12 protein-coding genes are annotated in these 12311 nt (G+C 72.9%); 7 read left to right on the top strand and 5 right to left on the bottom strand.

Annotated elements, in window-relative coordinates; genetic code table 11:
• Positions 1-71: 71 nt before the first annotated feature.
• The gene (locus ACWCPW_RS30340; RefSeq protein WP_449764756.1) at positions 72-284 is read right to left on the bottom strand and encodes a hypothetical protein; all 213 of its coding nucleotides are present in this window, start codon (positions 282-284) and stop codon (positions 72-74) included.
• 94 nt (positions 285-378) lie between these two features.
• Complete coding sequence (gene cofC / locus ACWCPW_RS30335) at positions 379-1098, bottom strand: 2-phospho-L-lactate guanylyltransferase (protein WP_449764755.1); 720 nt, start codon at positions 1096-1098, stop codon at positions 379-381.
• Between the two features lie 253 nt (positions 1099-1351).
• Between cofC and ACWCPW_RS30330 the strand changes: the two genes are divergently transcribed.
• The 3 genes from ACWCPW_RS30330 to ACWCPW_RS30320 all read left to right on the top strand — a co-directional run bounded on the left by ACWCPW_RS30330 (position 1352) and on the right by ACWCPW_RS30320 (position 4700).
• The gene (locus ACWCPW_RS30330) at positions 1352-2326 is read left to right on the top strand and encodes a 1-acyl-sn-glycerol-3-phosphate acyltransferase (RefSeq protein ID WP_449764754.1); all 975 of its coding nucleotides are present in this window, start codon (positions 1352-1354) and stop codon (positions 2324-2326) included.
• Positions 2323-3327, top strand: a complete 1005-nt coding sequence (locus tag ACWCPW_RS30325; protein ID WP_449764753.1) for an NAD(P)H-dependent glycerol-3-phosphate dehydrogenase — start codon at positions 2323-2325, stop codon at positions 3325-3327. The genes ACWCPW_RS30330 and ACWCPW_RS30325 overlap by 4 nt, the downstream gene beginning before the upstream one ends.
• Before the next feature lie 230 nt (positions 3328-3557).
• Positions 3558-4700 carry a D-alanine--D-alanine ligase family protein gene (locus ACWCPW_RS30320; protein WP_449764752.1) on the top strand — a complete coding sequence of 381 codons (1143 nt, stop codon included), beginning with the start codon at positions 3558-3560 and terminating at the stop codon, positions 4698-4700.
• A 43-nt stretch (positions 4701-4743) separates the two neighbouring features.
• Here the strand turns inward: ACWCPW_RS30320 and ACWCPW_RS30315 are convergent, their stop codons facing one another.
• Both ACWCPW_RS30315 and ACWCPW_RS30310 read right to left on the bottom strand, forming a co-directional pair.
• Entirely contained in the window at positions 4744-5253 is a 510-nt protein-coding gene (locus tag ACWCPW_RS30315) for a DUF3515 domain-containing protein (protein WP_449764751.1), read from the bottom strand.
• 211 nt (positions 5254-5464) lie between these two features.
• The gene (locus ACWCPW_RS30310; protein WP_449764750.1) at positions 5465-5701 is read right to left on the bottom strand and encodes an Lrp/AsnC family transcriptional regulator; all 237 of its coding nucleotides are present in this window, start codon (positions 5699-5701) and stop codon (positions 5465-5467) included.
• Between the two features lie 175 nt (positions 5702-5876).
• On the opposite strand from ACWCPW_RS30310, the gene ACWCPW_RS30305 reads away from it, so the two are divergent.
• Together ACWCPW_RS30305 and thiD are read left to right on the top strand one after the other, a co-directional pair.
• Positions 5877-6827 carry a thiamine-phosphate kinase gene (locus ACWCPW_RS30305; RefSeq protein ID WP_449764749.1) on the top strand — a complete coding sequence of 317 codons (951 nt, stop codon included), beginning with the start codon at positions 5877-5879 and terminating at the stop codon, positions 6825-6827.
• 34 nt (positions 6828-6861) lie between these two features.
• Positions 6862-7662 carry a bifunctional hydroxymethylpyrimidine kinase/phosphomethylpyrimidine kinase gene (thiD, locus tag ACWCPW_RS30300; RefSeq protein ID WP_449764748.1) on the top strand — a complete coding sequence of 267 codons (801 nt, stop codon included), beginning with the start codon at positions 6862-6864 and terminating at the stop codon, positions 7660-7662.
• 153 nt (positions 7663-7815) lie between these two features.
• On the opposite strand, the gene rpmB is transcribed toward thiD, so the two are convergent.
• Positions 7816-8001 carry a 50S ribosomal protein L28 gene (gene rpmB, locus ACWCPW_RS30295; RefSeq protein ID WP_079026714.1) on the bottom strand — a complete coding sequence of 62 codons (186 nt, stop codon included), beginning with the start codon at positions 7999-8001 and terminating at the stop codon, positions 7816-7818.
• 243 nt (positions 8002-8244) lie between these two features.
• Between rpmB and ACWCPW_RS30290 the strand changes: the two genes are divergently transcribed.
• Both ACWCPW_RS30290 and recG read left to right on the top strand, forming a co-directional pair.
• Positions 8245-9909 carry a DAK2 domain-containing protein gene (locus ACWCPW_RS30290; protein WP_449764789.1) on the top strand — a complete coding sequence of 555 codons (1665 nt, stop codon included), beginning with the start codon at positions 8245-8247 and terminating at the stop codon, positions 9907-9909.
• Between the two features lie 59 nt (positions 9910-9968).
• Positions 9969-12230: an ATP-dependent DNA helicase RecG gene (gene recG, locus ACWCPW_RS30285; protein WP_449764747.1), complete on the top strand. Its 2262-nt coding sequence runs from the start codon at positions 9969-9971 to the stop codon at positions 12228-12230.
• Positions 12231-12311 lie beyond the last annotated feature (81 nt).

Below are 12311 nucleotides of genomic sequence, written 5' to 3'. Positions count from 1 at the left end.
CACAACGACGGGCCGGAATCCCACTCGGGGTTCCGGCCCGTCGCCGTGCGTGCCGACCTCCGGCGCGGGGGTCAGCGCAGCGGATCCGGCAAGGTGTACAGCGTCACCAGCACGACCCGATCACCGCTCGCGTCCATGGTCATCCGCACCCGCTGACCAGGGCGCAGGAACCGCATTCCGCCGGCGTCGAACGCCGCCGCGTCGAAGGGCACGGGAGAGCCGTCGTCGAGCAGCACGACGCCCTCCCGCGAGTCGGTCTCGAAGGTGTACACGGTCCCCTGCATGACCCCATTGTCGCCTGTCCGTCACCTGTCACCCACCGCCGTCACCCACCGCCGCCGTGGCGACCACACCCGCCGCCGTCGATCCGACGCGGCGTCAGGAGGCGGCCGCACGCGGCAGAAACGGCACGGACGGGAGCAGCGCGGCGGTGGCCGCGCCGACGCCCAGCGTGATCGCGGCCCGCAGATCCTCGCCGGTGTCCACGTCCCGGCGCACCGAATCCACGTCGTAGGGCGTGAGTTCGACCGCGCCCGAGGCCAGGTGCCGGGCCCGGGAGGGGCCGCCGAAGCCGGGCGCGAGCGGGACGCCGGCCGCGGCCGTGAGCAACGTGGTGCCCACTCCCGCCGCGTCCGCCAGGAACGCCCGCGGCGCGCGCGTCGCGGCGGCCAGCACCCGATCCAACTCCCGGGTCCGCAACGCCGGAAGATCTGCGGACAGCGCGGCCACCCCGGTCCGCGGCCGGCGCTCGCCGGCCACCCGGGCCCCGTGCGCGAGCGCGGCGTTCAGACCGCCGCCGACGTCGGCGACCACGTCCGCGCCCAGCGCGCGGATCGCCGCCGCGACCCGCGCGTCGTCGGTGACCACGAGCACGCCGTGCACGCGCGCGCAGGCCAGTGCCGCCCGAACGGTGTCCAGGGCGAAGGCGAGGGCGAGTTCGGGGCGATGGCCGGGACCGATCGTGCCGGCGAGGCGGCTCTTGGCGATCGACAGCGGTTTCACCGGCACCACGAGCCGCCACGCGCGCGTGCCGGAGGATGCGGGACGACCGTCGCCGGCGGGCCGGCGCCGGGCGGTGGAATCCGTGGCGGGGGACATCGGCAAGATCCTCGCATCCGTACCGTAAGCCCATATCCTCGTCGGTCGACGAGGACGTTTCTCGACAATGCGGAAGGCCCGGGGGAAACTGTGGGGTCCGCCGTACAGAATCGATGTTCCGCCAGAATCGATGTTCCGTGCTTCTCGCGGGGAACGTCGATGGTGTGAGGAGCGACACGGCGGCGGAAACATCGAGGCGGGACTTTCGCGTCGACACGCTCGGATCTGAAACACATGAACGGGAGGAACGCCGGTGGCCCGCCGAAGGATCGGTTTCTGGTACCGCCTGGCGGTCGTGGTGATCAAGCCCCTGCTGTTGTTGTTCACGAAACGCGACTGGCGGGGCACCGAGAACATCCCGACGTCGGGCGGGTTCGTCACGGCGGTGAACCACATCTCCTATGTCGACCCGCTGACCTATGCGCACTATCAGTACGACAGCGGCCGGGTGCCGCGCTTCCTGGCCAAATCCGGCCTGTTCAAGATCCCGTTCGTCGGTCGGGTGCTGGCCGGCGCCGGCCAGATCCCGGTCTACCGGGACTCCGCCGACGCCGCGCTCGCGTTCCGCGCGGCCGTGGAGGCGGTGGAGAAGGGCGAGTGCGTCGCGGTCTACCCGGAGGGCACGATCACCCGGGACAAGGCGCTGTGGCCGATGCCGGGCAAGACCGGCGCGGCGCGGATCGCGCTGACCACCGGCGCCCCGGTGATTCCGGTGGCCCAGTGGGGCGCGCACGAGTTGTTGCCGCCCTACGGCAAGCGGCCGCGTCTGCTGCCGCGCAAGACGATGCACGTGCTGGCCGGGCCGCCGGTGGACCTGGACGAGTTCCGCGGGCGCGAGCTGACCGCGGACGTGTTGCGCGGCGCGACCGACCGGATCATGGAGGCGGTGACCGAACTGCTCGCCAAGCTGCGCGAGGAGCCCGCTCCGCCGAACGCCGGCGTCCGCAAGGCGTCCGGCCGCAAGGGCGAGGACCAGGACGAGGACGAGGCGCGGGCCGAGATCGAGCCGAGTCGAACGGTTCCCGGCGACACCGACCCGATCGGGTCCTCCGCGCCGGAGCCGGCGCACGCGGAGCCGCCGCGCACCGCGACCCCGAGGGTCGAGGTCGGCAAGGTCGACGTGCCCAAGGTCGAGGTCCCGACCGGGGCCGAGGCGGCGAAGACCGAGACCGAACGGCCCGCGGGCGAGCGCGCCGGCACCGAGCACACCGAGGATGGCCGCGCATGACGCGCTGCGCGGTATTCGGCATGGGTTCCTGGGGAACCGCCTTTTCGATCGTGCTCGCCGAGGCGGGTTGCGACGTGGTGATGTGGGGCCGGCGCCCGGAAATGGCCGACGCGATCAACGCGCGGCACGAGAACGCCGAGTATCTGCCCGGGATCGCGCTGCCGACCGGGATCCAGGCCACCACCGACCCGGCGAAGGCGGCCGAGGGCGCGGAGTTCGTGGTCTTCTCGGTACCTTCCCAGACGCTGCGCGGCAACCTCACCGCGTGGGCGCCGCTGCTGCCCGACGACGCGGTCCTGGTCAGCTTGATGAAGGGCGTCGAGCTGGGCACCGCGAACCGGATGAGCGAGGTGATCCGCGAGGTCACCGGCGTGTCCGAGGGCCGGATCGCGGTGGTCAGCGGGCCCAACCTGGCGATGGAGATCGCCCAGCGCCAGCCCGCCGCGAGCGTGATGGCGTGTACCGACGAAGAGGTCGCCCGGCGGCTCCAGGAGGCCAGCCACACGCCCTACTTCCGCCCGTACACGAACACCGACGTGGTCGGCTGCGAACTCGGCGGCGCGGTCAAGAACGTGATCGCGCTCGCCGTCGGGATGGCGGACGGCATGGGCATGGGCGACAACACCAAGGCGACGCTGATCACCCGGGGACTGGCCGAGACGGCCCGACTGGGTGCCGCGATGGGCGCCGACGCGCACACCTTCGCGGGCCTGGCGGGCCTGGGCGACCTGGTGGCCACCTGCACGTCGCCGCTGTCGCGCAACCGCACCTTCGGCGAGAAGATCGGCCGGGGCATGCCGATCGAGGAGGCGGTGCGGGACAGCCGGCAGATCGCCGAGGGCTTCAAGTCCTGCGAGTCGGTGCAGACGCTCGCGCGCCGGTACGGCGTCGAGATGCCGATCACCGACGTGGTGGTCTCGATCATGCACGGCGGCAAGCCCCCGTCGGTCGGCATGGCCCTGCTCTCGCGCTCCGCCAAGCCCGAACGCTACGAGTCGTAGCGGCCGTCGCCGGTCCCGACGACCGTCGCCGGCCGGACCCGCGCCCTCGGGCCGGCCGGCGACAAGACGCGGCGGCGAGGCAACCGGGGCGACGTGACCGGGGCGACGTGACCAGGGCGACGTGGCCGGGGCGGCGACGAGGCGCGGCGGGGACACGAGGGCGGCGCAACGCCGGGCGCCCGGCGGGCAATACCCCGTCCGAACAGCGGGCGGGATAGGGTCGTCCGACCATGAACGACGTTTCCGCCACCCCGCACCCCTCCTCGCGCCCCCGCGTCGCGGTCGTCTTCGGCGGCCGCAGCTCCGAACACGCGATCTCCTGCGTCACCGCGGGCAGCGTGCTGGCCGCGATCGACCGCTCCAAGTACGACGTGCTGCCGATCGGCATCGGCACCGACGGGCGCTGGATGCTCGTCGGCGACGACCCGGAACGGCTGGCCATCCGCGGCGACAGGTTGCCCTCGGTGACCGACGTCGCGGAGTCCACCGCCGCCGTCGTACTCGCGGCCGACCCCACGGCCCGCGAGATCACCGTGCTCGAACCCGGCGCGCTGCCCAAGCTGCTCGGCGAGATCGACGTGGTCTTCCCGCTCCTGCACGGCCCCTACGGCGAGGACGGCACGTTCCAGGGCCTCCTGGAACTGGCCCAGGTCCCCTACGTCGGGTCCGGTGTGCTCGCCAGCGCGGCGAGCATGGACAAGGAGTACATGAAGGCCCTGTTCACCGGCTTCGGCCTGCCCTCCGGCCCGTACGCCACGGTCCGCCCCCGGGAATGGGAGCGCGATCCGGCCGCGGTGCGCGAGGCGGTGGCCTCGCTGGGCTTCCCGGTGTTCGTCAAGCCTGCCCGCGCGGGCTCCAGCATGGGCATCACCAAGGTGCACCGGATCCAGGACCTGGACGCGGCGATCGAGGAAGCCCGTCGGCACGATCCCAAGGTGATCGTCGAGGGCATGCTGACGGGCCGTGAGATCGAGTGCGGCGTCCTGGAGTTCGAGGACGGGCCGCGAGCGAGCCTGCCCGCGGAGATCCGGGTCGGCGGCGAGCACGAGTTCTACGACTTCGCCGCGAAGTACCTGCCGGGCAACGGCACCGAACTGGACGTGCCCGCGGCGCTGACCAAGGAGCAGACCGCCGAGGTGCAGCGACTCGCGGTGGCCGCCTTCGAGGCGCTGTCCTGCGAGGGCCTGGCCCGGGTGGACTTCTTCCTGCTGGAGAACGGCCACTTCGTGATCAACGAGGTGAACACCATGCCGGGCTTCACGCCGGTGTCGATGTACCCGAGCATGTGGCAGGCGACCGGCGTGGACTACGCGGAGCTGGTCGACCGGCTGATCCAGGCCGCGCTGCGGCGGCCCAACGCGCTGCTGCGCTAGATCCCGTTCGCACACCGGGGGCGGTCGACTTCTCGGCCGCCCCTCACGCGTTGCTCAGGTCCAGGGTGGCCGGCACCGTACGGGCGATCGCGTCGGCGACGTCGACGAGCGGCGCGGCCGGCTCGGCGAACTTCTTCGGGACGGTCATCTCCACGTTGGCCCGCCGATAGACCGTGGTGAACCGCACCCCGTCGGCGTACCTCGCGAAGGCCCAGGTCACGCCGTTGACCTCGACCGAGTCGACCGGCTCGGAACCGGCCTTGGCCGGATCGACCACGCGCAGCGACGCGGGCAGGCCCACGCCGCAGCGCAACACGATGGCCGGATCGCCCCACGCGGCGGTCAGGGTGGACTCGGGAGAGATCTTCCGCGCCCCGGCGTCCATCACCTTCGCCGGGAGCGCGTCGTGCAGCGCGCGGCACGCGTCGGCCGCGGCCCCCGGCGGCGGGGTCGGCACCGCGACCTCGACCGGACCCGATCCGTCGCCGCCGCACCCCGCGGCCGTCAGCATGGTGACCGGGAGCAGGCAGGCGATGAGTCGAGTAAGGCGCACGGCCTCGATCCTAGGGTGTGTCTTCAATCCCCCGCCGAACTCCACGACGCCCGGCACCGCACCTCGCCGCCCCGGAGAACCACCCGAATAGAACCACTATGCGGGCGCTTCTCCGGCACGCCGATGCACGGCACCGGACGCCGCGGAGCCCGACGGGGGATTGAAGACACACCCTAGGTCGCGCCCACGCCGGGTCGCCGTCGCGGGGTGTTCACCCCAGGTTGACCACCGGACACGTCAGGGTGCGGGTGATGCCGTCGATGCGCTGCACCTCGGCGACCACCATGCGGCCCAGTTGGTCGACGTCGGGGGCCTCGGCCCGCACGATCACGTCGTAGGGGCCCGTGACGTCGTCCGCCCGGGTCACCCCCGGGATTCGGGCGATGCGTCGGGCCACCGAAGCCGAACGGCCGACCTCGGTCTGGATCAGGATGTATGCCTGTACCACCACGGCCTCCCGGCGCGCAGGATGATGGGATCTTGACGTGATCCCCGCTGCTGCGACCATTGTCGGCCCGGCGGGGCTTCGGCGACCACAGCGGGAGCCGATGGATCACGGCCGGACACGGCGGACACGGTGAACGAGGCGGATCAGGGCTGATGGGCATGGCAGGAGAGCGGCGATGAGCGGGACGCTTGGCGATCTCGGCGAGTTCGGCCTGATCGGGGCGTTGGTCGCCCGCGTGCCGACGGGGCCGCACGTGTCCCTGGGACCGGGCGACGACGCCGCCGTGGTCGCCGCCGCCGACGGGCGCGTGGTGGCCACCATGGACCTGCTCGTCGAGGGTCGGCACTTCCGGCGGGACTGGTCCACCGCGTACGACGTGGGCCGCAAGGCCGCCGCGCAGAACCTGGCCGACGTCGCGGCGATGGGCGCGGTGCCCACGGCGCTGCTGATCGGCCTGTGCGGACCGCCGGACCTGCCCACCGGATGGGCGCTGGAGCTGTACGACGGCCTGCGCGACGAGTGCGCGGTGGTCGGCGCGGGCGTGGCGGGCGGCGACGTGGTCGGCGGCGAGACCGTCACCGTCGCGGTGACCGCGCTGGGCGACCTCCAGGGCCGCGCTCCCGTGGTCCGCTCCGGCGCCCGGCCCGGCGACGTGCTCGCGGTCGCGGGCTGGCTGGGCTGGTCGGCCGCCGGGCTGGCGATACTGGGCCACGGACACCGCGCGCCGCGCGCGTTCGTGGAGGCGCACCGCCGGCCCGAGCCGCCCTACGACGCCGGCCCCGGCGCGGCGATCCTCGGCGCGACCTCGATGATCGACGTCAGCGACGGCCTGCTCGCCGACATGGGCCACCTCTCGCGCGCCTCCGACGTGCGGATCGACATCCTCTCCGGCCGGCTGGACGTGCCCGCGCAGATGCGCGACGTGGCCCGCGCGCTGGGCGCCGACCCGCTGCACTGGGTGCTCACCGGCGGTGAGGACCACGCCCTGGTCGCCACCTTCCCGGCGGGCACCGCGCTGCCCGCGCGCTGGCGGGTGATCGGGCGGGTGCACGCCGGCCGCGGCGTCACCGTCGACGGCCGGGACCCGGGCCTGGCGGGCGGATGGGACCACTTCGGGCGTGGCTGAGGGGCGCGGCCGCGGCGTGGATAGGCTGCCCGGCATGGTGCAGACTCCTCCCCGCGTGTTGACGGTGGCCGGCTCCGACTCCGGCGGTGGCGCCGGGATCCAGGCCGACCTCAAGACGATGCTGGCCCACGGCGTGCACGGGATGAGTGTGATCGCGGCGGTGACCGCGCAGAACTCGCTCGGCGTGCAGGGCTACTGGGAACTGCCGGCGGAGGCCGTCCGGGCGCAATTCCGCAGCGTCGTGGACGACATCGGCGTCCAGGCGATCAAGACCGGCATGCTCGCGTCGCCGAACCTGGTGGCGGTGGTCGCGGCCCTGCTCGCCGAGGTGTCCGTGCCGGTGGTGATCGACCCGGTGGCCTCCTCCAAACACGGCGACACGCTGCTCGCGAACGAGGCGCTGGAGACGCTGCGCACCCGTCTGCTGCCGGTCGCCACGGTGGTCACACCCAACCTGTACGAGGTCGAACTGCTGACCGGCCACAAGGTGCGCGAACGGGCCGACATGCGCGGCGCGGCCGAGGCGGTGCTGGCGTTCGGTCCGCGCTGGGCCCTGGTCAAGGGCGGCCACCTCGAGGGCGAGGCCGCCGACCTGCTCTTCGACGGCACCCGCGAGCACTGGTTCACCAGCCCGCGCTACGACAACCGGCACACCCACGGCACCGGCTGCACGCTGGCGAGCGCGATCGCCTCGCGCCTGGCCCTCGGCGACACCGTGCCGGACGCGGTCGCCGCGGCCAAGGACTACGTCACCGGCGCGATCCGGGCGGGCTTCCCGCTGGGCGAGGGGATCGGGCCGGTCGACCACGCGTGGCGGTGGCGCGAGGAATTCTGAGCGGCCGCACGAACGCGAACGGGCCCGCGCCGACGGCGCGGGCCCGTTCGCGTTCCGCAAGGCCGTTCGCGCTCCGCAAGGCCGTCCCGGACAAGCCGAAGGGCCGGTCCACCCTGGGGTGAACCGGCCCTTCGAGGTCGAGCGATCGAGCAACTAGCGGGAAACCTTGCCCGCCTTGATGCAAGAGGTGCAGACATTGAGGCGCTTCGGCGTGGCACCAACCATCGCGCGCACCGTCTGGATGTTGGGGTTCCAGCGACGGGGCGTCCGGCGGTGAGAGTGCGAAATGCTGTTGCCGAAGCCCGGCCCCTTGCCGCAGACGTCGCAGTTGGCAGCCACGGGAACACTCCAAAGACGAATGGGAATTGCGTACGAACACGTGCCGGCGAATGCCGGACAACCGCAGAAGAGTAACCGACGAACCATGCGATGCGCGAACCCGGGATGATCCGGGCATAGGCGATCAGCCGATCTCGTCATGCTTCCCGCCAAGCCTAACCCATCCGGGTGGGCCGCTTTACCGCTCCCCGTCTCGATAACGTGGCCGGCGGACGGGACGCGCACAACGGATTCGTACAGGAGGTGGGCGTGCAGGGCCTGCTGGGAGAGCTGGACGGTCCGGCGGTACGCCGCTGGGGTCGCGTCGCCCTGGAGCTGATGGGGCGAGCGCGCGAGGAGATCGACGCCCTCAACGTGTATCCCGTGCCCGACGGCGACACCGGCACGAACCTGTTCCTGACCCTGGAATCGGGTATCGCCGAGGTGGACGCGCTGTTCGGCCGCGACCTGCCCGAACCCGACCTGCCGACCGCGTTCCGGGCACTGGCGCACGGCGCGTTGATGGGCGCGCGCGGCAATTCCGGGGTGATCCTCAGCCAACTCCTGCGCGGCATGGCCGAGCGACTGGAGGCCGAACAGGCCGGCGCGGTAGAGACCGGCCGCGAGGTGCCCGCCGGGCTGGCCATCGCGCACGCGCTGCGCACCGCTGCCGACGCCGCGTACGCCGCGGTGGCCCGGCCGGTCGAGGGGACCATGCTCACCGTGGCCCGGGCCGCCGCCGACGCCGCGGCGGGCGCGGGCGGCGAGATCCGACCGGTGGTGCGCGCCGCCGCCACCGCCGCGCACGGCGCGCTGGCCCGGACGCCCGAGCAACTGGAGGTGCTGCGCCGGGCGGGGGTGGTGGACGCGGGCGGGCGCGGCCTGACCGTGCTCCTGGACGCGCTGCTCGCGGTGGTCACCGGCGAGCGCTCGGCGTACCGGATCCACCCGCACCAGGCGCAGATCCCGGTCCCGGTCCCGTTCGCCGCGCCGATCGGGCCGGACGAGTCGACCCAGGGGCCCGCTTTCGAGGTGATCTACCTGCTCGACGCGCCCGACGACGCGCTGCCGGTGCTGCGCGAACGGCTCGGCGCGCTCGGCGACTCGCTCGTGGTGGTCGGCGGCGAGGGGCTGTGGAACGTGCACGTGCACGTGGACGACGCGGGTGCGGCGGTCGAGGCGGGCATCGCCGCCGGCCGCCCGCACCGGATCCGGATCACCCACCTCGAGCGCGGCCTGGCCGGCCTCTCGGCGCCCGAGCCCACCCCCACGCGCGGGATCGTCGCGGTCGCCCAGGGCGACGGCCTGGCCACCCTGTTCGCGGACAACGGCGCGCACGTCGTGCAGGCCGGTCCCGGCCGGCGCCCGTCCACCGGCGTGCTCGTCGACGCGATCCTGCGGACCGAGGCGCGCGAGGTGGTGCTGCTGCCCAACGACGCGGACTGCCACGCGGTGGCCGGGGTGGCCGCCCAGCAGGCCCAGGCGCACGGCGTCCGGGTGCAGGTGATCCCGACCAAGGCCGCCGTCCAGGGCCTGGCCGCGCTGGCCGTGCACGAGCCCGGCCGGCGCTTCGACCAGGACATCGTCGGGATGACCTCGGCGGCGGGCGCCACCCGCTACGGCGCGCTCACCGTCGCCGTCCGCGAGTCGTGGACGATGGCCGGCGTGTGCCAGGCGGGGGACGTGCTCGGCGTGATCGAGGGCGACATCGCGGTGATCGGCCACGACCAGAGCGAGACCGGCACCGTGGTGGTGGACCGCATGCTCGCGGGCGGTGGTGAACTGGTCACCCTGGTCACCGGCAGCGCCTGCCCGCCGGGCCTGGCCGCCTCGATCGAGCGACACCTGCGGGCCACCCGGCTGGGGGTGGACGTGATGGTCTACGAGGGCGGCCAGGAGGTGTACCCGCTGCTCATCGGGGTCGAGTAGGGATCGGTCCGGCGGTTGGAACGGCCCGATGACACCGTCGACCAGTACCGTTGGGCGGCATGTCGCGCCTTGACGAACCGCTGAAGAAACTCGTCGGCGACCGCACGGCGACGGTGCTGGCCAAGTCCCTCAAGCTGGACACCGTCGGAGATCTGCTGCGCCACTACCCCCGGCGCTACGCGGAGCGCGGGCGCCTGACCGACCTCTCCCGCCTGGAGCCCGAGGAACACGTCACCGTGATGGCGGAGATCGCCAAGGTGAACAAGCGCCAGTTCCGCAATCGGCGCGGCAACCTCCTGGAGGTCGAGGTCACCGACGGGCGCGGCAAGCTCACCCTGATCTTCTTCAACCAGGCCTGGCGCGAGGAGGAGCTGCGCCCGGGTCGGCGCGGCCTGTTCGCGGGCAAGGTCGGGCGGTTCAACAACGTGATCCAGCTCAGTCAGCCCGACTACCAACTGATCGGCGAGGACGATCAGGACGGTGTGGCGAACCTGTTCGCGGGCGCGCTGATCCCGGTCTATCCGGCCGCCGCCAACATGCCGTCCTGGAAGATCGCGCAGTGCGTCGGCATGGCACTGGACACGCTGGGCGAGGTCGGCGACCCGCTGCCCGCCGAGATGCGCGAGCGGCGCGGCATGCCGGGACTGGCCGAGGCGCTCGTGCACGTGCACCGGCCGAACTCGTGGGACGACGTGAACACGGCCAAGGACCGCCTCAAGTGGGACGAGGCGTTCGTGCTGCAGATCGCCCTGGCCCGGCGCCGCCGGGACGCCCGGGCCCAGTCCGCGGTGGCCCGCCCGCGTCGCGCGAACGGCATCCTGGACGCCTTCGACGCCCGCCTCCCGTTCGAACTCACCGACGGCCAGAAGGAGGTCTGCGCCGAGATCGAGACCGACCTGGCCACCGAACACCCGATGCACCGCCTCCTCCAGGGCGAGGTCGGCGCCGGAAAGACGCTGGTCGCGCTGCGGGGGATGCTGACCGTGGTGGACGCGGGTGGGCAGACCGCGTTGTTGGCGCCCACCGAGGTGCTCGCCCAGCAGCACTATCGCTCGATCGTGGAGATGCTCGGGCCGCTGGCCGAGGGCGCCGGGATGCTGGGCGGGTCGGAGATCGGCACCAAGGTCACCCTGCTCACCGGCTCGATGGGGGTGCCCGCGCGCCGCGCCGCGCTCCTGGACCTGGTCACCGGCGAGGCCGGGATCGCGATCGGCACGCACGCGCTGATCGAGGACAAGGTGGAGTTCCACGACCTGGGCCTGGTCGTGGTCGACGAGCAGCACCGCTTCGGCGTCGAACAGCGCGACGCGCTGCGCGGCAAGGGCAAGCGCCCGCCGCACCTGCTGGTGATGACCGCGACGCCGATCCCGCGCACGGTGGCGATGACCGTGTTCGGCGACCTGGAGACCTCGATCCTGGCCCAGCTCCCGTCCGGCCGATCGCCGATCGCCACGCACGTGGTCCCGGCCAAGGAGAAGCCGCACTTCCTGGACCGCGCCTGGCAGCGGGTGCGCGAGGAGGTGGACAACGGCCATCAGGCGTACGTGGTGTGCCCGCGCATCGGCGACGAGGAGGACGACCCGAAGGCGCGGAAGAAGGCCGCGTCGAAGGCGAAGGCCGCCCGGCGGGCCGAGGACCTGCCCGCGGAGGCATACCTGGACGATCCCGAGGACATCGGCGCGGACGCCGCGGGCGGTGAGGAGCGGCGCCCGCCGCTGGCCGTGCTGGACGTCGCCGAGTCGCTGCGCGCCGGTCCGCTGGCCGGCCTGCGGATCGCGGTGCTGCACGGCCGGATGGCGCCGGACGACAAGGACGACGTGATGCGCCGCTTCACCGCCGGCGAACTGGACGTGCTGGTGGCGACCACGGTGATCGAGGTCGGCGTCAACGTGCCCAACGCGACCGCGATGGTGATCATGGACGCCGACCGATTCGGCGTCTCGCAACTGCACCAGTTGCGCGGCCGGGTCGGCCGGGGCAGCGCCCCCGGGCTGACCCTGCTGGTCAGCGAGATGCCCGGCGGCACCTCCGCGCGCGAACGCCTGGACGCGGTGGCGGCCACCCTGGACGGCTTCGAGCTGTCCCGGATCGACCTCGAACAACGCCGCGAGGGCGACGTGCTCGGCGACGCGCAGTCCGGCTCGCGCTCGTCGTTGCGGATGCTGGAGGTGGTGCGGGACGAGGAACTGATCGTGGCCGCCCGCGAGGAGGCGAGCTCGATCGTGGCGAACGACCCGGACCTGATCGAGCACCACGACCTGCGCAGTGCGCTCGCCAGCATCCTGGACGACGAGCGCGCGGAATACCTCGACAAGGGCTGACCGCCCTCCCTCCGCTCCGACGCGCCCCCACCGGTCACCCGTTCGGAGCACGCGGAACACCCCGTCGGTTGGCTACCAATG

Source organism: Embleya sp. NPDC001921 (assembly GCF_053594475.1).
The sequence above is the reverse complement of the archived record's forward strand: the minus strand, read 5'-3'. Positions and strand labels throughout refer to the sequence as shown.

Bases quoted from the DNA above. Each gene is read 5' to 3' on its own strand.
- ACWCPW_RS30340 (WP_449764756.1), bottom strand. From the start codon at position 284: ATGCAGGGGACCGTGTACACCTTCGAGACCGACTCGCGGGAGGGCGTC.
- cofC (WP_449764755.1), bottom strand. From the start codon at position 1,098: ATGTCCCCCGCCACGGATTCCACCGCCCGGCGCCGGCCCGCCGGCGAC.
- ACWCPW_RS30325 (WP_449764753.1), top strand. From the start codon at position 2,323: ATGACGCGCTGCGCGGTATTCGGCATGGGTTCCTGGGGAACCGCCTTT.
- ACWCPW_RS30320 (WP_449764752.1), top strand. From the start codon at position 3,558: ATGAACGACGTTTCCGCCACCCCGCACCCCTCCTCGCGCCCCCGCGTC.
- ACWCPW_RS30305 (WP_449764749.1), top strand. From the start codon at position 5,877: ATGAGCGGGACGCTTGGCGATCTCGGCGAGTTCGGCCTGATCGGGGCG.
- thiD (WP_449764748.1), top strand. From the start codon at position 6,862: ATGGTGCAGACTCCTCCCCGCGTGTTGACGGTGGCCGGCTCCGACTCC.
- recG (WP_449764747.1), top strand. From the start codon at position 9,969: ATGTCGCGCCTTGACGAACCGCTGAAGAAACTCGTCGGCGACCGCACG.